At 71.0% G+C, this 17,141-nt stretch carries 17 protein-coding genes; 5 read left to right on the top strand and 12 right to left on the bottom strand.

All coding sequences use genetic code 11. The annotated features are described in order from the left end of the window. Positions 1 to 42 precede the first annotated feature (42 nt). Positions 43 to 1,380 carry a serine hydrolase gene (locus C4V41_RS27605; RefSeq protein WP_103958876.1) on the bottom strand — a complete coding sequence of 446 codons (1,338 nt, stop codon included), beginning with the start codon at positions 1,378 to 1,380 and terminating at the stop codon, positions 43 to 45. A 164-nt stretch (positions 1,381 to 1,544) separates the two neighbouring features. Between C4V41_RS27605 and C4V41_RS27600 the strand changes: the two genes are divergently transcribed. After that, positions 1,545 to 3,278 carry a sensor histidine kinase gene (locus C4V41_RS27600; protein ID WP_103958875.1) on the top strand — a complete coding sequence of 578 codons (1,734 nt, stop codon included), beginning with the start codon at positions 1,545 to 1,547 and terminating at the stop codon, positions 3,276 to 3,278. Beyond that, positions 3,271 to 3,945, top strand: a complete 675-nt coding sequence (locus C4V41_RS27595) for a response regulator transcription factor (RefSeq protein ID WP_103958874.1) — start codon at positions 3,271 to 3,273, stop codon at positions 3,943 to 3,945. The genes C4V41_RS27600 and C4V41_RS27595 overlap by 8 nt, the downstream gene beginning before the upstream one ends. Here C4V41_RS27595 and C4V41_RS27590 read toward each other — a convergent pair. Genes C4V41_RS27590 through C4V41_RS27575 form a run of 4 tightly spaced genes read right to left on the bottom strand, consistent with a single transcriptional unit; the run spans position 3,924 to position 6,911 of the window. Continuing rightward, positions 3,924 to 5,084, bottom strand: coding sequence for a DUF418 domain-containing protein (locus C4V41_RS27590; protein ID WP_235030417.1), 1,161 nt, complete (start codon positions 5,082 to 5,084; stop codon positions 3,924 to 3,926). The genes C4V41_RS27595 and C4V41_RS27590 overlap by 22 nt on opposite strands. A gap of 27 nt (positions 5,085 to 5,111) precedes the next feature. Beyond that, on the bottom strand, positions 5,112 to 5,735 hold the full coding sequence (locus C4V41_RS27585; RefSeq protein ID WP_160150405.1) for a GOLPH3/VPS74 family protein: 624 nt from the start codon (positions 5,733 to 5,735) through the stop codon (positions 5,112 to 5,114). After that, positions 5,722 to 5,955 (bottom strand): hypothetical protein, encoded by a 234-nt coding sequence (locus C4V41_RS27580; protein ID WP_103959242.1) that lies wholly within the window; start codon positions 5,953 to 5,955, stop codon positions 5,722 to 5,724. The genes C4V41_RS27585 and C4V41_RS27580 overlap by 14 nt, the downstream gene beginning before the upstream one ends. A 5-nt stretch (positions 5,956 to 5,960) precedes the next feature. Then, a complete protein-coding gene (locus C4V41_RS27575) occupies positions 5,961 to 6,911 on the bottom strand; it encodes an SPFH domain-containing protein (RefSeq protein WP_103958872.1) in 951 nt (316 codons plus the stop codon). A 161-nt stretch (positions 6,912 to 7,072) separates the two neighbouring features. Here C4V41_RS27575 and C4V41_RS27570 point away from each other — a divergent pair, with 161 nt between their 5' ends. From C4V41_RS27570 to C4V41_RS27560, 3 genes are read left to right on the top strand one after another with little or no spacing between them, the layout of a single operon-like run. Continuing rightward, on the top strand, positions 7,073 to 8,437 hold the full coding sequence (locus C4V41_RS27570; protein WP_103958871.1) for an SUKH-4 family immunity protein: 1,365 nt from the start codon (positions 7,073 to 7,075) through the stop codon (positions 8,435 to 8,437). A 4-nt stretch (positions 8,438 to 8,441) separates the two neighbouring features. Then, positions 8,442 to 9,212, top strand: coding sequence for an aminoglycoside phosphotransferase family protein (locus C4V41_RS27565; protein WP_103958870.1), 771 nt, complete (start codon positions 8,442 to 8,444; stop codon positions 9,210 to 9,212). Positions 9,213 to 9,222: 10 nt separating this feature from the next. Continuing rightward, complete coding sequence (locus C4V41_RS27560; protein ID WP_103959241.1) at positions 9,223 to 9,882, top strand: SDR family NAD(P)-dependent oxidoreductase; 660 nt, start codon at positions 9,223 to 9,225, stop codon at positions 9,880 to 9,882. A 39-nt stretch (positions 9,883 to 9,921) separates the two neighbouring features. Here C4V41_RS27560 and C4V41_RS27555 read toward each other — a convergent pair whose 3' ends face one another. The 7 genes from C4V41_RS27555 to C4V41_RS27525 all read right to left on the bottom strand — a co-directional run bounded on the left by C4V41_RS27555 (position 9,922) and on the right by C4V41_RS27525 (position 17,084). After that, complete coding sequence (locus C4V41_RS27555; protein WP_103958869.1) at positions 9,922 to 10,923, bottom strand: substrate-binding domain-containing protein; 1,002 nt, start codon at positions 10,921 to 10,923, stop codon at positions 9,922 to 9,924. Positions 10,924 to 10,932: 9 nt separating this feature from the next. Next, positions 10,933 to 11,928 (bottom strand): ABC transporter permease, encoded by a 996-nt coding sequence (locus tag C4V41_RS27550; protein ID WP_103958868.1) that lies wholly within the window; start codon positions 11,926 to 11,928, stop codon positions 10,933 to 10,935. Further along, positions 11,925 to 13,418: a sugar ABC transporter ATP-binding protein gene (locus C4V41_RS27545; protein ID WP_103958867.1), complete on the bottom strand. Its 1,494-nt coding sequence runs from the start codon at positions 13,416 to 13,418 to the stop codon at positions 11,925 to 11,927. The genes C4V41_RS27550 and C4V41_RS27545 overlap by 4 nt, the downstream gene beginning before the upstream one ends. Positions 13,419 to 13,431: 13 nt before the next feature. Continuing rightward, positions 13,432 to 13,836 (bottom strand): D-ribose pyranase, encoded by a 405-nt coding sequence (gene rbsD, locus C4V41_RS27540; RefSeq protein ID WP_103958866.1) that lies wholly within the window; start codon positions 13,834 to 13,836, stop codon positions 13,432 to 13,434. Further along, the gene (rbsK, locus tag C4V41_RS27535) at positions 13,833 to 14,774 is read right to left on the bottom strand and encodes a ribokinase (RefSeq protein WP_103958865.1); all 942 of its coding nucleotides are present in this window, start codon (positions 14,772 to 14,774) and stop codon (positions 13,833 to 13,835) included. Before rbsK ends, rbsD begins: the two co-directional genes overlap by 4 nt. A 77-nt stretch (positions 14,775 to 14,851) precedes the next feature. Continuing rightward, complete coding sequence (locus tag C4V41_RS27530; protein WP_103959240.1) at positions 14,852 to 15,673, bottom strand: aldehyde dehydrogenase family protein; 822 nt, start codon at positions 15,671 to 15,673, stop codon at positions 14,852 to 14,854. Further along, positions 15,666 to 17,084: an aldehyde dehydrogenase family protein gene (locus C4V41_RS27525; RefSeq protein WP_103959239.1), complete on the bottom strand. Its 1,419-nt coding sequence runs from the start codon at positions 17,082 to 17,084 to the stop codon at positions 15,666 to 15,668. Before C4V41_RS27525 ends, C4V41_RS27530 begins: the two co-directional genes overlap by 8 nt. Positions 17,085 to 17,141 lie beyond the last annotated feature (57 nt).

Here is a 17,141-nt window from a genome sequence, read left to right as displayed (position 1 = left end):
CGGTTGGATCCGGCCGCACTCCAAAAAACAGGCGAAGCTCGGTCAGGAGTCGCCGGCGAGGGTGAAGGCGCCTCGGGCCAGGGACAGGAGCTCCGTGGTCGCGTGCGGGTCCGCGAACGGTGTCTTCGGGTTCACCGCCATCACCGTCGTGACGTACGTCTTCCCCCCGGCCGTACGCGCCAGGAAGCTCATGTCGATCAGCCCCGGCTCCGAGCCGCCCTTGAACCAGACCTCCGGCCACGTGCCCTTGTCCAGCCCCAGCCCCGCGTCGTTGATCGACATGGCCTCGGCGATCCGCTTGTCGCCCAGCTTCACCAGCCCCGTGTACGCCCGGCAGATCTGCGCCGGCGACGCGAACCACTCGATCGTGTCCAGCTCGCGCGGCGCGGTCCACGCCTTGACCTGGGAGAGCGGCACCTTGGCCACGACCGACTTCAGGTACGCCCGCTGCCGCCCGTCGCTCAGCGACAGGTACCGCTTGGCGTGCTTCGGATAGTCCGCGCCCTTGAGCACGAACAGCTCCCGCGTCGTGAGCGAGGGCACGTTGCGCTCGTCGGCGGCGCCCCAGGCGCGCATCGTGCGTTCGACCGCCGCGCGGCCCGCCTTGTGGACCAGCAGGTCGGTGGCCGTGTTGTCGCTGATGGAGATCATCAGCTTGGCCGCCTCCAGCACGGTGACCTTGCTGTTGTCGGGACGGTCCTGCAGCTCGCCCGACGGCAGGCTCTTCAGCTCCGGCGTGATCGTCAACTGGGTGTCCCAGCCGAACGCGCCGCTCTTGATGCGCTCGGCCACCGCGCCCAGCACGTACAGCTTGAACATCGACCCGAGTGGCCGCGCCTTGCCGGCGGCGACGGCGTGCAGGGGGCGGCAGGTGCCGTCCTTGGCCGGTTCGGCGGTCAGGAGGCCCGTGCGCGGAGCCGCCTTGCCCAGGCGTTCGTCGAGTTCCGCCCAGCTCCGCGGGGTGGGGGACTGGAAGCGCAGGCCGCTGATCCGGCCGGTGCCGTCCACGGTGAGCGAGAGGTCGTACGGGAGGGTGCCCACCGCGATCCGTGCGACCAGCGAGCGGTCCTGCTGCTGCGTGAGCCGTACGAGCTTCATGTCCTTGAAGACCGCCAGGACCTGGTTGAGCTGGTCGGCGGGGATGTTCTTGAGGAAGTCGGCGGTGAAGTGCTCGCCCAGCTCGCTCGCGGGGATCGGCGCGCGGGGGGCCGCGTCGAGCAGCCAGCGCAGTTGGCCGCCCGCCGGAGTGCCGGGGATGTCCGTCCCGAAAGCCGTGATGGCGGTGGCCTGGACGGGGGCGGGCCGGCCCACGCAGGCCGTCATGGTGACCGCCACCGCGGCCGCCGCGAGGATCCGGGCGGGTTTCGGCACCGTGCGCATATGAGGCTCCGTTTCGATCGGTTGCTGCGTCCGTTCCAGACAAGCCGACCGGAAGATCGGGAACCACCAAGTGGGCCACCGTTCCGGCAGGTGAGGCTGGCCGCGGGAAATGTGCGGATAACCTCATAGACGACCTCCCTGATCGCTCATCACGATGGGGGCCTATGAGTTCCAGGCTGGTGGCCGCACTGCTGGCGGCGACCGCGGCCGCCGGCGTCGTGGCCGGTGCACTGATGGAGACCGGCCTGCCCGCTCCGGCGACGCAGTGGGTGTTCATCGTCTTCGCGCTGCCCCTGCCCGCCCTGGGGTGGCTGCTGGCCTCCCGGCGTCCCGAGCTGCGCTACGGCTGGCTGCTGCTGGCCTGCGGGTTGTTCCTCGGGCTGAGCGTGCTGGGGGTGGGGGTGCGCGCCCAGGGCGGCCCGGAGCTCCTCGGCTCGTTCCTCATCTCCCTGTCTCCCCTGTTCTATGGGCTGACCTGGATCTTTGTGCCCCTCCTGTTCCCCGACGGCAGGCTGCCCTCGCGCCGGTGGCGGCCGGTGGCGAGGATCTCGGCCGTGGCGATCGCCGTGCACGCCGTCGGCTCCACCGGGTTCCTGATGTTCGGGCCGAACATGTCCGATCCGTCGCCCTTGGCGCTGATCGCGGCGCTCATGTCGGGGGTGGGGCAGTTCGTCACGTGGATCCTGGCGGTCGTCGTGTTCTGCGGGCTCGTGGTCCGCTGGCGGCGCAGCCGCATGGTGGAGCGCCGGCAGTACGCGTGGATGGTCGGCGGCATGGTCGTGACGATGGGGGGCGCGGCGCTCATGCTGTTCACCATCTTCGGCCGTACGCAGATCGGGCCGGTCGTGCTGCTCGGGGTCGTGACGGCGATGGGGGCGCTGCCCGCCGCGCTGGTCGTGGCGGTCGTCCGCCACCGGCTGCTCGACATCCGGATCGGCATCAAGGGGTCGCGCCTGCACCTGATGTTCGACCTGCGCCCGACGGTCGACGAGGTGCTGTCCGACCTCGGCACCGCTCTTGAGGACGCCCCCGAGCCGGTGGAGCAGCTCGGGCGGCTGGCCACGGCGGTGCGTACCGGGCTGGAGGTCAGGTGGGCGGCCGTGACGCTCGCCGATGGCACGCGCGTGGTCTCGGGCAAGGAGGAGGGCGAGGCGCTGGTGACGATGCCGGTACGCGGCGGGCTCGGCCGTATCGAGTGCGGCCCCAGGGACGCGGGCCCGCTCACCCGCGTGGACCGGCGCCTGCTGCAGGCCCTGGCCGTGCCCGCCGGGCTGGCCATCCAGAGCGCCGGGCTGGTCACCCGCCTGGTCAACGCCCAGGAGGCCGAGAGGAGGCGCATCGAGCGCAACATCCACGACGGCGTACAGCAGCAGCTCGTCGCCCTCATCGCCGGCCTCGAACTGGCCAGGGCCACCGGCGCGGGCCCCGACATGCTGACCCAGCTGCGCGAGCAGGCCCGCCAGACGCTCACCGACCTGCGCGAGCTGGCGGCCGGCATCCACCCGTCCGCCCTGAGCCAGGGCGGCCTGGTGGAGGCCGTCGAGGAGCGCTGTTCCCGCCTGCCCGTGCACACCAGGGTGAGCGCGTCCCCGGGGCTGCGGGCCAGGCGGTTCGCCGACGAGATCGAGGGAGCGATGTACTTCACCGTGAGCGAGGCCGTGGCCAACGCGCTCAAGCACGCGGAGGCGGCCACCATCGAGGTACGCCTGTCGCAGTCGGACGGCCGCCTGCGCGCCACCGTCGCCGACGACGGCAAGGGCTTCACCCCGGGCGCGGCCGCCCGCAGGGGGCTGGCGACGCTCGCCGACCGGCTGGACGCGCTCGGCGGCGGGCTGACCGTGGACAGCGCGCCGGGGGAGGGCACACGGGTGAACGCGTGGGTGCCGGCCGATGAGTGAGCCGATCCGCACGGTGGTGGCCGACGATCACTACCTGGTGCGCGAGGGGACCCGGCAACTGCTGGAGATGTCGGGCGAGGTGACGGTCGTGGGCGCGGTGGGCGACGCCGACGAGCTGCTGGACGCCGTCCGCCGGCTCGGCCCCGACGTGGTGATCACCGACATCCGGATGCCCGGCGGGGAGTGGCGGCAGGGCTTCGAGGGCATCGACGCCGCCCACCGCATCCGCTCCGCGCATCCGAAGGTCGGGGTGGTGGTGCTTTCGCAGTTCTCGGATGCTTTGTTCGCGTTCGAGCTGTTCAAGCATGGTACGGAGGGGTACGCGTACCTGCTCAAGGACCGGGTGGGGGATCTGGACGAGCTGCTCGGGGCGATCAGGGCGGTGGCGACGGGCGGCTCGGTCATCGACCCGAAGGTGGTCGAGGGCCTGCTGGCCCGCCGTGACGTACGAGGCCAGCAGGAGGCGCTGACCGCCCGCGAACGGGACGTCCTGCGCGAGATGGCCCACGGCCGGACGAACTCGGCCATCGCCAGGGCCCTGCACCTGTCGATCTCGTCGGTGGAGAAGAACGTCAACGCCATCTTCACCAAGCTCGGCCTGGAGAACAGCGGGGACGTGCACCGCAGGGTGGCCGCGGTCCTCGCCTACCTGGGGCCGGAGGCGTAGGTGAGGCGGCGGAGCAGGATCTCCGCCGGGCCGCGATGGCCGGCGCGGCGCATGAGATCGGCCAGGAGCAGCGAGACCAGCCAGGTCCCCGTCGCCACCGCCGTGGCGCCGGCGAGGCCGAGGTCGTCCTGCAGGCCCAGCCCGAACGGGTAGAACAGCGCGGTGAACACGATCGACTGGAAGAGGTACATGCTCAGCGAACGCTGCCCGAGCGCCTCGACCGACGTCGTGAACCGGTTCCGGCGGCGGCCGGCCGCGATCGCGACCAGGCCGATGATCGCCGCCATGCCGATGCCGCCCGCGTACCCGGTGAGCGGCTGCGCGAAGGAGGCCGCCAGCATGGCCGCGCCGGGCGGCCCGGCCCACAGCCCCGCCTGGATGAGGGCGGCCGGGAGGGCTCCGGCGACGGACAGGGCGGTGGTGATCACCGCGGCGCGGACCAGGAACCGCCGATGACGTGCGGGCTCCTCCAGGAACCGCCGCCGCGCCGCCCACATGCCCACCAGCATCCCCGGCACGACCAGGACGACCCCGAAGATCACCATGAGCGGCCAGGCCGCCATCCGGTTCGTGAACAGCTCCCAGAAACCTTGACCGCCCGCGGCGACGCTGCCCGCGGTGTAGGTGGACATGCCCCGCGACAACGGGAACCACATGCCGAACCCCACGATGAGCGTGGCCGGGACCAGAGTGAGCCCGGCCGTCCACAGCAGGGCCCGGTCACCGCGCCGGAGCAGGCCGGTCACCAGCACGGCGCTCAGCCCGTACGCGGCCAGAATGTCGATCGGAACCAGCAGCGCCACATGGACGAACCCGATGAGCACCAGCCACCAGCCGCGGCGGCGCAGCAGCCTGCGGGCGCTCACCCAGTCGGCGCCGCCCGAGAGCCGCCGGTCGAGCAGTTGCACCAGCGCGTAGCCGAACAGGAAGGCGAACATCGGCCGCGCGTGGTTGCCGACGAAGAAGAGGTGGAACATCTCGGCGACGGTGTTGAGCACGGTGGGACCGCGGCTCACGTCGGTGACGAACAGCGGGGCGTGGGCGAAGGCGATGGCCAGCAGCATCGCGCCGCGGGCGAGGTCGGGGGCCAGGGCCCGGCCGGTGATGGTTCGTGGCCGGGCCTGGATGGACGTGCTCACGAGCGATCTCCCTCAGAGAGTGGGGGTTCAGCCGGCGGCGTGCGAGCTCCTCGCCGCGTCCACGCTCTTGCGCAGCGCGGTGGCGATCGGCTCGACGGGCTCGGACAACTGCTGGATCCGTTCCTTACGTCCATGCGTGGGGACGGCCTTGTGCCGGGCCGCCGTGCCCAGTGCCGCCAGGACGCGGACGTCCAGCTCGAGGCGGTCGACGGGCCGGCCGCCGCGGATCGCCTGCGCCACGCGCTCGGCGAGCCTGCGCGACAGGTACGGCTTGCGCGGCGTGATCCGCTCGACCGGGAAGAACAGGATCCGCCGCCGCTCCACGCCGATCAGCCGGGCGGCCACCAGCTCGTCGCGCACCAGGCGGACCGCCTTGCCGCCATCCTTGGTGACCCAGTGCCCCCACTTACGGGGCGGTGCGGCCGCGATCTGCTCATAGACGGCCGCCGGGAGGGCGCCGAGGTGGGCGGCGGGGGCGGTGAGCGCCCGCACCTTGCCCGAATCGTCCGCCAGATGGCCGGCCAGCAGCAGCTCGGACAGGGCCGCCGCGCGCAGCAGGTAGCCCAGCTCACCCCGGCCGGTGAGCCGGCCCTTGCGCAGGTCGAAGGCCAGCAGGAACGCCGACCTCGTCAGTGACTCATCCTGTTTCACCTGTGTCTCCATCGGTGCTCTCCTCGTCGGGAACCTTTTTGGGTCTTCCACGGGGGCGCATCCGCGCCACGTCGTCGGGCAGACGCCCCGCCTCGGCCAGCGCCCTGCGCAGCAGGAACTCGATCTGCGAGTTCGTGCTGCGCAGCTCGTCGGACGCCCACCTGGCCAGCGCGTCGTGGACCACCGGGTCGAGCCGCAGAAGGATCTTCTTCCGCTCCACCGGGGCTAGTGGTAGAGCGTGCCGGTGTTGACGACCGGCTGGGTGTCGCGGTCGCCGACCAGCACCACGAGCAGGTTGCTGACCATGGCCGCCTTGCGCTCCTCGTCCAGCTCGACGACGTCGTGCTCGGCGAGCCTGGCCAGGGCCATCTCGACCATGCCGACCGCCCCCTCGACGATCCGCTGCCTGGCGGCGACCACCGCGCCGGCCTGCTGGCGCCGCAGCATCGCGTGGGCGATCTCCGGCGCGTAGGCCAGGTGGACGATGCGGGACTCGATGACCTTCACCCCGGCCGAGGCGACCCGGGCGCCGATCTCCGCCGAGAGCTGTTCGTTGATCTCTTCGGCGTTGTCGCGCAGGGACAGCCGGGGATCGCCGTGGGCGTCGTACGGGTAGCTGCCCGCGATGTGCCGCACGGCCGTCTCCGCCTGGATGGCCACGAACTCGATGAAGTCGTCGACCTCGAAGACCGCCTGCGCCGTGTCCTGCACCTGCCAGACCACCACGGTCGCGATCTGGATGGGGTTGCCGTCGGCGTCGTTGACCTTCGTCACGTCCGTCTCGTGGTTGCGGATCCTGGTCGACACCCGGCGGCGATGGGTGACCGGGTTGACCCACTGGAAGCCGGGGGTGCGCAGGGTGCCGACGTACCGGCCGAGGAGCTGGACGACGCGGGCCTCGCCCGGCGCCACGGCCGTGAGGCCGAAGAACATCGTCAGGCCGCTGATGATCATCAGGATGGTCACCACGACCAGCCACAGACCGCCTTGCTCCGCCCCCGTGGCGAGCATGACGATCCCCACGACGAGCAGCGCGAGGCCGGCCAGCACCAGCACCGTCGCCACGCCCGCCATCACGAACCCGTTGGACGCCCGCATCACGCGCTCGCTCGTGCGCGGCGCCGGCATGTCCACGATGGGTCCCTCAAGAGCGGCCCCGCCGGGTGTGTCCGCCATCGTCCATCTCCTGTCTAGGTGATTCCATCTTGCTAGCAAAGTGATATCACTTTTTTGGCGATCAGGGAAGCCGTCCTGGTGCCCCGCGAAGTCCCCTACTCTTAGGGGATCTTGATCTCTGGGCCCGGCGGGCCCACCGGAACGACACAAGGTGCTGCAACGTGGTCTCGCACGAAGAGATGGCCGAGGCGTTCGGCGACGAAGGCCTGCTGCTGATGGACGCCGAGCAGTCCCACGAGATGGGGCTGTCGGACGAGGACGCGCGGATCCTGTGCCAGATCGGGTTACCGGTACGCGCCGACCTGGCGTTCACCCTCCTCGTCGACGACGAGCCGCGCCCGGGCTCCCTCGTGGTGTTCAAGACCGGCGACGGGGACGTGGACGTCCTCATGCTCGGCGGCACGACCGGCGACACGGCCATGCGCTACTTCCTCGACCTGCGCAGCGGCGTCGTCGGCCTGCTCTCCTTCGACGGCGAGCCGCAGGCCGAGCGGGTCAACGGCTCCCTGGCGACCTTCGTCGAGTTCCTCTACCGGCTCAGGCTGCGCCAGCGGGCGCTGAACGGCGAGTCCGCCGACGACGGCCGCCGCTACACCGAGGAGCTGTGGCGCTCGCTGCGCGAACTGGACCCGGTCGCCTTCGTGGGCGGCGCCGAGGCCTGGTGGTCGATGGTCCTCGACAACCTGATGGACCGCGACCTCATCGCCGAGACCCGCGCCTTCCTCGCCCAGCGCCGCGCGGAGGTCGCCGACGTCCTGTCCGAGCCGTCCGCTCCCGCCCCCGACGACTCCCCCTCACAGCTTCCGCCGCGCGACGCCTTGGAGCGGGCGCTCGGCCGGTTGGAGCAGGAGGGCTGGCAGATCGTCGACGCCGAACGCTTCGCCGCCGACAAGACGACCAGCGGCCTCCTGCACGTCGCCGACCCCCACTTCGACGCCGATGGCACCCTGGTCAAGGACCTGCCCCTGTCCTGGCGGGGCGGGCTGCCCTCCCGCGTGCAGGCGGTGTTCGCCAAGGAGGGCCTGGTGGTGGCCGTACCCGGGCAGTCGGACCGGGGCGAGGACTACGACGCGATCCTCGAAATGGACCCCGACGAACTGGCGAAGGAGGCGGACGCCGCGATGGAGAAGCTCTTCGCCGCCGTCCACGGCCTCAACGAGCCGGAGGAGGGGGTCGTGACCTGCCTGGCCACCGGCCGCCGCTCCGACCTGTGCCGCATCGTCAGGGCCTTCGACGACCTCGCCACCCACGGCTACCTCGCCGAACCCGACCTCTGGCCGACGGCTTCCGGGGGGTGGGAGCACGTGTACGAGTCGACCAAGGCGGGCGAACCTGCCAAGGCCGTCTTCTGGACCACCCAGCAGCACACGTCGAGCTTCGACGCCTGCGGTGACCTGGTGGACGAGCTGGCGCTGCAGTGGACGGGGGATCGGGAGCTGATCGCACGAGCCCTGGCCACGACGGGGCTCGCGGTGGAGACCCCCGAAGACGACAGCACCGCCTTCTTCCTCCGCCCCGTCGTCTGATCGCGTGGCGGACGAGGAGATCTTGCAGGACTCGGCCCATCGCCGGGTCGTACGCGTCGGCGACACCGTTCGCAGGCCCGTCCACCCATGGACCCCGGCCGTCCACGCGCTGCTCCGGCACCTGGAGGAGGCGGGTTTCCCCTACTCGCCACGGGTGCTGGGGATCGATGAGGAGGGCCGGGAGATCCTCACCTACCTGGACGGCGAGTCCGGCCCTGAGGGCTGGGCCAAGGTGGTCGGGGACGCGGGCCTGACGTCCTTCGCCCGCCTGCTCCGCGACTACCACGACGTGGCCGCCGGTTTCCGCCCGCCCCAAGGGCTCACCTGGTCCAGCGGTGAGGCGGAACCACGCGAAGACGAGGTCATCTGTCACGGGGACTTCGGCCCGTGGAACACGGTCTGGCGCGGTGAACGCCCGGTCGGGATCCTGGACTGGGACTACGCCCGGCCCAGACCCCGGCTGCACGACGTCGCCTACGCGCTGGAGTACGTCGCGCCGTTCCGCGACGACGCCGAATGCCTGCGCCGGCTGCGCCACCCCGAGCCACCCGACCGGCGTCGCCGCCTGGAGCTGTTCGCCGCCGCCTACGGCCTGACGTCCACCACGGGGCTGGTCGACGCGGTCATCGGCGTGCAAGAAGAAGTGATCGAGCAGGTACGCCTGCTGGCCGCCGCCGGGCGCCAACCCCAGGCCCAGTGGGTCGCCGGCGGCTTCCTCGACGAAGCGGGCCGGAAACTCGCCTGGAGCCGGGCCAACCGCCACCTTTTCGAGTAGGGGAGTGGTCATGGGAAACGTGCTGGTGACCGGGGCCACCGGCGGCATCGGGACGGCGCTGGTCGGCGCGCTGGTAGCGGCCGGGCACCGGGTGACCGCCGTGGGGCGCGGCGTCGGGCGGCTGGACGTACCGGGGATCGAGGCGGACCTGGCCGCCCCCGAGACGCTGGCCGCCGCCGTGGGAGAACCGGAGGATGTCCAGGCGCTGGTGCACTGCGCGGGAATCTCCCCGGTCGAGGCCGTCGCCGACGCCGGCCCTGAGACGTGGCGGCGGACGATGGCGGTGAACGTGGCCTCCGCCGCCGAACTGACACGCCTGACGCTGCCCGCGTTACGCCGGTCCAGGGGCCACGCGATCTTCGTCAACGCCGCTCCGGGGATGACCGGGGTTCCGCGCTGGTCGGCGTTCGTGGCCAGCAAGGCGGCGCTGCGGGAGCTGGCCGAGTCGCTGCGTGAGGAGGAGGCCGCTCACGGCGTCCGCGTCACCACGGTCTATCCCGGGGCGACGGCGACCGAGCTGCTGGGTGAGGTGCGGAAGGACTTCGGGCGTCCGTACGATCCCGGGGCGTGCATCCGGCCGGAGACGCTGGCCGCGATGATCGTCTGGGTGCTGAGCGCCCCGGCCGACTCCTATCCGTGCGAGCTGTCCGTGCTGCCGTCGCCGCGGTAGGGCGCCTGCCCGGGTGAGTCCGGGCAGGCGTTTCCGCTCCTACTTGAGGCTGTCCGGAACGCCGGACTTGTCGCCGAGGCCGACGAGGTAGTCCGCGTACTCCTTCACGTTGTCCTTCTTGACCAGCTTGCCCTGCAGCGTCTCGTCGGCCTGCACCTGCTTGCCGCCCAGGACGTCGCCGGCCAGCGAGATCACCTTCTGCCCGAGCGCGAAGGGCGACTCGGCGTTGGTGGCGTACATCTCACCCGCCGCGACGGCGGCCAGCGCGTCGGCGATGCCGTCGTTGCCGACGACCTTGACCTTGCCCACCAGGTTGCGGGCCTTGAGCGCGGACAGCACGCCCATCGCCATCTCGTCGTTGGCCGCGTACACGCCGTCGATGTCGGGGTTGGCCTGCAGCACGTTCGTCATCACGTTCAGGGCCTTGGCCCGGTCGAAGTCGGCCGCCTGCGTGGCGACGACCTTGATGTCCTGGTGCGTGGCGATCTGCTGCTGGAAGCCCTTGCTTCGGTCCTGGGCCACGTTGGTGCCGAGGATGCCCTGGATCTCGACGACCTTGCCCTTGCCGCCGACCGCCTCGGCCAGCGCGTCGGCCGCGTTCTTGCCGGCCTGGACGGCGTCGTAGCCGACGAACGTGGCCAGCTTGCCGCCGGACGGCTTGCGGTCGAACGCCATCACGGGGATGCTCGCCGAGTTCGCCTGCGTGACGGAGCTGCTGGCCGACTGGCTGCCCACCGGGTCGAGGATGAGGATCCCGGTCTGCTTGGAGATGGCGGTCGTCGCCTGGTTGAGGAAGGTGGCGTCGGAGTTGTCGGCGTTCTGCACGTTCAGGGTGATGCCGTTCTTGGCGGCCTGGGCCTCGGCGCCGTCCTTCACGCTGATGAAGAACGGGTTGCCGAGCGTACTCATGATGATCGTGGCGTCCTTCTTGCCGGACGCCTTGACGGCGCCCGCGGTGGTCTCCTCACCGCCCCGGCTGCAGGCGGTCAGGGAGACGGCGGCCAGGATCGCGACGGCGAGGATTTTGCGGGGAGTGTGCATGGCTGTTCCTTAGATGTGCTGTGCGAGTTCTGGAGTGGGTACGGGGGATGCGGCCCGGCGCGGTACGAGCCTGCGCAGGATGTCCACGTTGCGGTCGAGGAAGACGGCCAGGAGGATGACCAGGCCCTTCACCACGTCCTGCAGGAACGGGGAGACGTCGAGCAGGTTCATCCCGTTGTCGATGACGCCGAGGACGAGCGCCCCGACGAGGGTGCCGAGCAGGGTGCCGCGGCCACCGGCCAGGCTGGTGCCGCCGATGATGACGGCCGCGATCGCGTCCAGTTCCAGGCCGGCGCCGGCCGTCGGCTGGGCCGTGGAGAGCCGGGCGGTGATGATGAACCCGGCCAGGGACGCCAGCACGCCGCTGATGACGAACGCGAGGATCTTGACGCGGTGGACCCTGATGCCGGAGAGCCGCGCGGCCTCGACGTTGTCGCCGGTGGCGTAGACGTACCGGCCGAAGCGGGTGCGCGCCAGGACGAACCCGAAGATCCCGAACGCCACCAGCATGATCCACACCGGCACCGGCACGCCCGCGAACCGGGCCTGCCCGATGCCCTGGAAGTCGTAGTCCGTCACCGGGATGGGGTTGCCCGAGGTGAGGTGAAGGGTGAGCCCGGCGAACACCGACATCGTGGCCAGCGTCGCGATGAACGACGGCATTCTGGTCCTGGTCACGAGCAGGCCGTTGATCAGCCCGATGGCCGCGCCGGTCGCCAGGCCCGCGGCCAGCGCGGGGACGAGCCCGTACGTGCCGAGCGTCAGGGCGGTGACGACGGCGGAGAAGCCGAGCGCCGACCCCACGGACAGGTCGATCTCGGAAAGGATGATCACATATGTCTGCCCGGCCGCGAGCAGCGCGGCGACGGAGGTCGCGAGCGCGACGTTGAGCAGGTTCGCCGGGGTGAGGAAGACCGGCGAGGCCACCGAGAGGACGATCCCTACCAGGAGGAGCATCCACACCGCGCGCAGCCGGCCCGCGACGGTCTTGAGCTTCGAGGTCATGCGGCGCCTACCAGTGCGTGCTTGAGGATGGACTGCTCGTCGAGGTCGTCGCCGGTCAGCTCGGCGACGAGCCGTCCCTCGCGCATCACGACCACGCGGTCGGACATGGCGACGAGTTCCGGCAGGTCGGAGCTCACGAGCAGGACGGCGACACCGTCCGCGGTGAGCTGGTTGATGATCCGGTAGATCTCCGTCTTGGCCCCGACGTCCACGCCGCGGGTCGGCTCGTCCATGAGCAGCACCCGCGGCCGGGTCATCACCCACTTGGCGAACAGGGCCTTCTGCTGGTTGCCGCCGGACAGCGAGCTGACCTCGATGGACGGGGAGGCGGCGCGCACCCGCAGCTCCGAGATGACCGCGCCGGTGGCAGCGCGCTCCTTGCCGCGCCGCACGACGCCGCTCCCGGGGCTGAACTCCCGCAGGGAGGCCAGCGACACGTTCGCCTCGACGGACTGGCCCATGCACAGGCCCTCCGCCTGCCGGTCGGGCGACAGGTAGGCGATCCGGCTGCCGATCGCGTCCTGGACGCTCGCGACGCGTACGCCGGAGCCGTCCACCAGCACGGATCCGCCGGTCAGCGGCTGCAGACCGAACAGCGCGCGCAGCAGGTCGCTGCGCCCGCAGCCGACCACGCCGCCGATGCCGACCACCTCGCCGGCCCTGACCCGCAGATCGATGTCGTGGAAGCGGCCGCCGCCCCCGCCGCGCACCTCCAGCACGACCTCGTTTCGTACGTTGCGCTCCTTGGGATAGAAGTCGTCCACGGCGTCGCCGACCATCGCGGTGACGACCTCGGCCGGGGTGAGCCGCTCGGTGGGGGCGTCGAGCGTGACCCGGCCGTCGCGCAGCACGACGATGCGGTCCGACAGGGCGAAGACCTCGTCCAGCCGGTGGCTGATGTAGATCACCGAGACGCCGGCCTCGCGCAGCCGGTTCACCTGGGCGAAGAGCTGCTCGGACTCCTGCTCGTCGAGCGCCGCGGTCGGCTCGTCGAGGATGATCAGCCGCAGCTCGTGCGTCATGGCCTTGGCGATTTCGAGCATCTGCCGCTCCGCCACGCTCAGCTCGCCGACCTGGCGGTGCACGTCGATCTCCATGCCGAGGCGGCGCAGCGCCTGCCCGGCCTCGGCGGCCATGCGCCGCTTGGAGACGAACCAGCGGCCGAAGACGCGCTCGCGGTCCAGCACGTACATGTTCTCGGCCACGCTGAGGTGCGGGAACAGGTTCTGCTGGAACTCCTGGTAGATGACCTCGATGCCCTGCGCCATCGCGGCCTGCGGGTCCTTGAACACCGTCGCGGTCCCGTCGATCAGCAGCCGGCCCGAGTCGGGCTGGTGCGCGCCGGAGATCACCCGGGTGAGCGTGGACTTGCCCGCCCCGTTCTCCCCGACGAGCGCCACGACCTCGCCGGGAGCGACGTCGAAGCTGACGCCGCGCAGGACGCTGTTGTCGCCGAAGGACTTGCGCACATCGGCCAACTGGAGATGCATGCCAGGCTCCCGATCAGTACACGACGCCCGCGGTGAGCAGGACGTTGGCGTACGAGGTGAACTCGCCGGAGCGCACGGCCGCCCTGGCTCCCGCGGTGGCCCGCTTGAACTCGGTGTGCGGCAGGAACTCCAGCGTCAGGCCGAGCCGGTCGAACCGCTCCTCGATCGCGGCCAGCATGTCCGGGCTGTGCCGCTTGATCTCCTCGGACAGCACCACACCCTCCACGGCCACCTCGTCGAGCACCGTGTCCAGCAGGTCGAGGAAACGCGGCAGGTTCTCCCTGACGGCCAGGTCCACGCGTTCCACGTCTCTCGGGATGGGAAGGCCCGCGTCGGTGACGATGATCGTGTCCGTGTGGCCCAGCTCGGAGATCACGCGGGCGAGCTGGGCGTTGAGCGTTCCTTGGTTGCGTCTCATCGGGTGGCTCCTTCCATGGGGGTGTTGACCAGCGGTTCGACGTCGTCCCTGCCGGGGAGTGAGGGGCTGGCCCCGGCCTTGGTGGTGGCGAGGGCGCCGGCCGCCATGCCGTACTGGATGGCGGTGTCCACGTCGAGGCCGGCGGCCAGGGCGCCGCCGAAGAAGCCGGTGAAGGCGTCGCCGGCGGCCGTGGTGTCCACGGGCGTCACGGCGTAGGCGGGGAAGTGACGGGTGCGTTCCTTCGTGACCGACAGGGCGCCGCCGGCGCCGAGCGTGATGATCGCGTGGCGCACGCCGCGCTCCAGGAACCAGGCCGCCGCCCGCTCCGCCGACGCGAGGTCCGTGACCTGGACGCCGGTCAGCACGGTGGCCTCGCTCTCGTTCGGGGTCACGATGTCGAGGTACGGCCACACGTCGTCCGGCAGCTTCTGGGCGGGCGCCGGGTCCAGGACCACGGTCAGCCCGGCCGCCGCGCCCTCCCGCGCCGCGTGGCAGGCGACCTCGGTCCGGATTTCGAGCTGGAGCAGCAGGACGCCGGCCCGGTCGCGGATGCGCTCGATGCTCTCCGTGACCATCGCCTCGTCGAGGGAGGCGTTGGCGAGCGGCGTGATGATGATGTCGTTCTCACCCGACGCGTCCACGCGGATGTGGGCGACGCCCGTGCGGCCCTCGACCGTGCGTACCTCGGTGAGGGTGACACCGTGCGCCTCCAGGCCGGACAGCACGATGTCGCGGAACGGGTCCTGGCCCACGCAGGCGACCATCCAGGTCGGCGCGCCCGAGTGGGCCGCGGACACGGCCTGGTTCGCGCCCTTGCCGCCGAGTACGAGGGTGAAGTCGTCGCCGAGCACGGTCTCACCGCGCCGCGGCAGCCGCTGGCTGAACGCCGTGACGTCCGCGGTGATGCTCCCGACGACGAGAACACCGGTGGGTTCCATGGGGATTCCTCCAGATTCAGGGATGGGTGACCCGAGGTCACGGCCTGTGTGCCGTGTCCTTGCGGGTGCGGGGTCGATCAGATCCCGGCGGGGTGCCAGACCGTCTTGGTCTCCATGAACGTGGTCATGCGTCGCGTGCCCCGGTCCTTTTCCGCGGTGAACACGCGTTTGAAGTTCTCGGCCGCCGCCTGCTCGCAGGCCAGCGCCAGCTCGGGGGCTCCCACGCCGGTGAGGTCGAGCCCGTTGACGTCCATGTGCGCCGCCAGCCAGGGCGCCAGCTCGGCCTGGTGCCCGGTGAGGATGTTCACGACCCCGCCCGGCAGGTCGGAGGTGGCCAGCACTTCGGCGAACGTGATGGCGGGCAGCGGCGCCCGCTCCGAGGCGACCACGACACAGGAGTTGCCGGTGACGATCACCGGTGCGACGGCGGAGACGAGGCCGAGAAGGGGGTCGGCGGGCGCGATGACCGCGACCACTCCGGCCGGTTCCGGCGAGGACAGGTTGAGGTACGGCCCCGCGACCGGGTTGGCCGCCCCGTGCACCGCGGCGATCTTGTCGGCCCAGCCCGCGTACCAGACCAGCCGGTCCACCGTGGCGTCCACCTGCTCCAGCGCCTGTTTGCGCGGGCCGCCGACCTCGTCGGCGAACTGGGCACGGCGGCCCTCCAGCATCTCGGCGACGCGGTAGAGGATCTGCCCCCTGTTGTACGCGGTCGCGCCCGACCAGCCGGGAAACGCCTTGCGCGCGGCCACCACCGCGTCACGGGCGTCCTTGCGCGAGGCCCTGGCGGCGTGCTCCGTTCTCGTCACGGGGTAGGACCTCCCGCTCTCCGAGCGCGGGAACGCTCCACCGATGAACAACTTGTACGTCTTGCGCACTGTCACTCGTCGCTCAGACATCGAGGTACGCCTCCAGCCCATGCAGCCCGCCTTCGCGGCCGTAGCCGGACTCCTTGTAGCCGCCGAAGGGCGAGGCCGGGTCGAACTTGTTGAACGTGTTGGCCCACACCACGCCCGCGCGCAGCCGGTCGGCCATCCACAAGATGCGTGAGCCCTTCTCGGTCCACACCCCGGCCGACAGCCCGTACGGGGTGTTGTTGGCCTTCTCCACCGCCTCGGCCGGCGTGCGGAAGGTCAGCACCGACAGCACCGGTCCGAAGATCTCCTCCCGGGCGATGCGGTGCGACTGCGCGACCCCGGTGAACACCGTCGGCGGGAACCAGAACCCCCGCTCGGGCAGCTCACACGCCGGCGACCAGCGCTCGGCCCCCTCCGACTCGCCGATGTCGCTGAGCCGCCGGATCTTGGCGAGCTGCTCGGCCGAGTTGATCGCACCGATGTCGGTGTTCTTGTCCAGCGGGTCGCCCAGCCGCAGCGTGCCCAGCCGGCGCTTGAGCGCGGCCAGCACCTCCTCCTGCACCGACTCCTGCACCAGCAGCCGCGAGCCCGCGCAGCACACGTGCCCCTGGTTGAAGAAGATGCCGTTGACGATGCCTTCGACGGCCTGGTCGATGGCGGCGTCGTCGAACACGATGTTCGCCGCCTTACCCCCCAGCTCCAGCGTCAGCTTCTTGCCGGTGCCCGCCACCGCCCGGGCGATGACCCGGCCGACCTCGGTCGAGCCGGTGAAGGCCACCTTGTCGACGTCGGGGTGCGCGACCACGGCGGCGCCGGTCTCACCCGCGCCGGTGACGATGTTCACCACGCCGGGCGGCAGCTCGGCCTGCCGGCAGATGTCGGCGAACAGCAACGCCGTCAACGGCGTCGTCTCGGCCGGCTTCAACACCACCGTGTTCCCGCACGCCAGCGCCGGGGCGATCTTCCAGGCCAGCATCAGCAGCGGGAAGTTCCACGGGATGACCTGCCCGGCCACCCCCAGCGGCCTGCTGCCGAACCCGGCATACTCCAGCTTGTCGGCCCAGCCCGCGTAGTAGAAGAAGTGCGCCGCCACCAGCGGCACGTCCACATCACGCGACTCGCGGATCGGCTTGCCGTTGTCCAGCGACTCCAGCACGGCCAGCTCCCGCGCCCGCTCCTGAACGATCCGCGCGATCCTGAACAGATATTTGGCCCGCTCGCCGCCGGGCAGCGCGCTCCAGACGCCGAACGCCTTGCGCGCCGCCCGCACCGCCCGATCGACGTCGTCGGCCGAGGCCGTGGCCACCTCGGCGAGAGTCTCCTCGGTGGCCGGGTTGACGGTCTTGAACGAAGGCCCCGAACCGTCGACGAACTCACCGTCGATGAACAGCCCATAAGAGGACTTCACCTCGACGACGTCGCGCGACTCGGGTGCCGGTGCATAGTCGAACATCGTGTCGAACTTCGTGTCGGGCATCGTCTAGTCCAAGGTGAAGTAGTCGGGACCCGC

Origin of the sequence: Nonomuraea solani (genome assembly GCF_900108335.1) — a bacterium.
GTDB lineage: Bacteria > Actinomycetota > Actinomycetes > Streptosporangiales > Streptosporangiaceae > Nonomuraea > Nonomuraea solani.
This window is presented reverse-complemented; position numbering and strand designations above follow the sequence as displayed.

Coding starts and splice junctions, on each gene's coding strand:
- C4V41_RS27605 (WP_103958876.1), bottom strand. CDS start 1,380: ATGCGCACGGTGCCGAAACCCGCCCGGATCCTCGCGGCGGCCGCGGTG.
- C4V41_RS27600 (WP_103958875.1), top strand. CDS start 1,545: ATGAGTTCCAGGCTGGTGGCCGCACTGCTGGCGGCGACCGCGGCCGCC.
- C4V41_RS27595 (WP_103958874.1), top strand. CDS start 3,271: ATGAGTGAGCCGATCCGCACGGTGGTGGCCGACGATCACTACCTGGTG.
- C4V41_RS27575 (WP_103958872.1), bottom strand. CDS start 6,911: ATGGCGGACACACCCGGCGGGGCCGCTCTTGAGGGACCCATCGTGGAC.
- C4V41_RS27560 (WP_103959241.1), top strand. CDS start 9,223: ATGGGAAACGTGCTGGTGACCGGGGCCACCGGCGGCATCGGGACGGCG.
- C4V41_RS27555 (WP_103958869.1), bottom strand. CDS start 10,923: ATGCACACTCCCCGCAAAATCCTCGCCGTCGCGATCCTGGCCGCCGTC.
- C4V41_RS27550 (WP_103958868.1), bottom strand. CDS start 11,928: ATGACCTCGAAGCTCAAGACCGTCGCGGGCCGGCTGCGCGCGGTGTGG.
- C4V41_RS27545 (WP_103958867.1), bottom strand. CDS start 13,418: ATGCATCTCCAGTTGGCCGATGTGCGCAAGTCCTTCGGCGACAACAGC.
- rbsD (WP_103958866.1), bottom strand. CDS start 13,836: ATGAGACGCAACCAAGGAACGCTCAACGCCCAGCTCGCCCGCGTGATC.
- rbsK (WP_103958865.1), bottom strand. CDS start 14,774: ATGGAACCCACCGGTGTTCTCGTCGTCGGGAGCATCACCGCGGACGTC.
- C4V41_RS27530 (WP_103959240.1), bottom strand. CDS start 15,673: ATGTCTGAGCGACGAGTGACAGTGCGCAAGACGTACAAGTTGTTCATC.
- C4V41_RS27525 (WP_103959239.1), bottom strand. CDS start 17,084: ATGTTCGACTATGCACCGGCACCCGAGTCGCGCGACGTCGTCGAGGTG.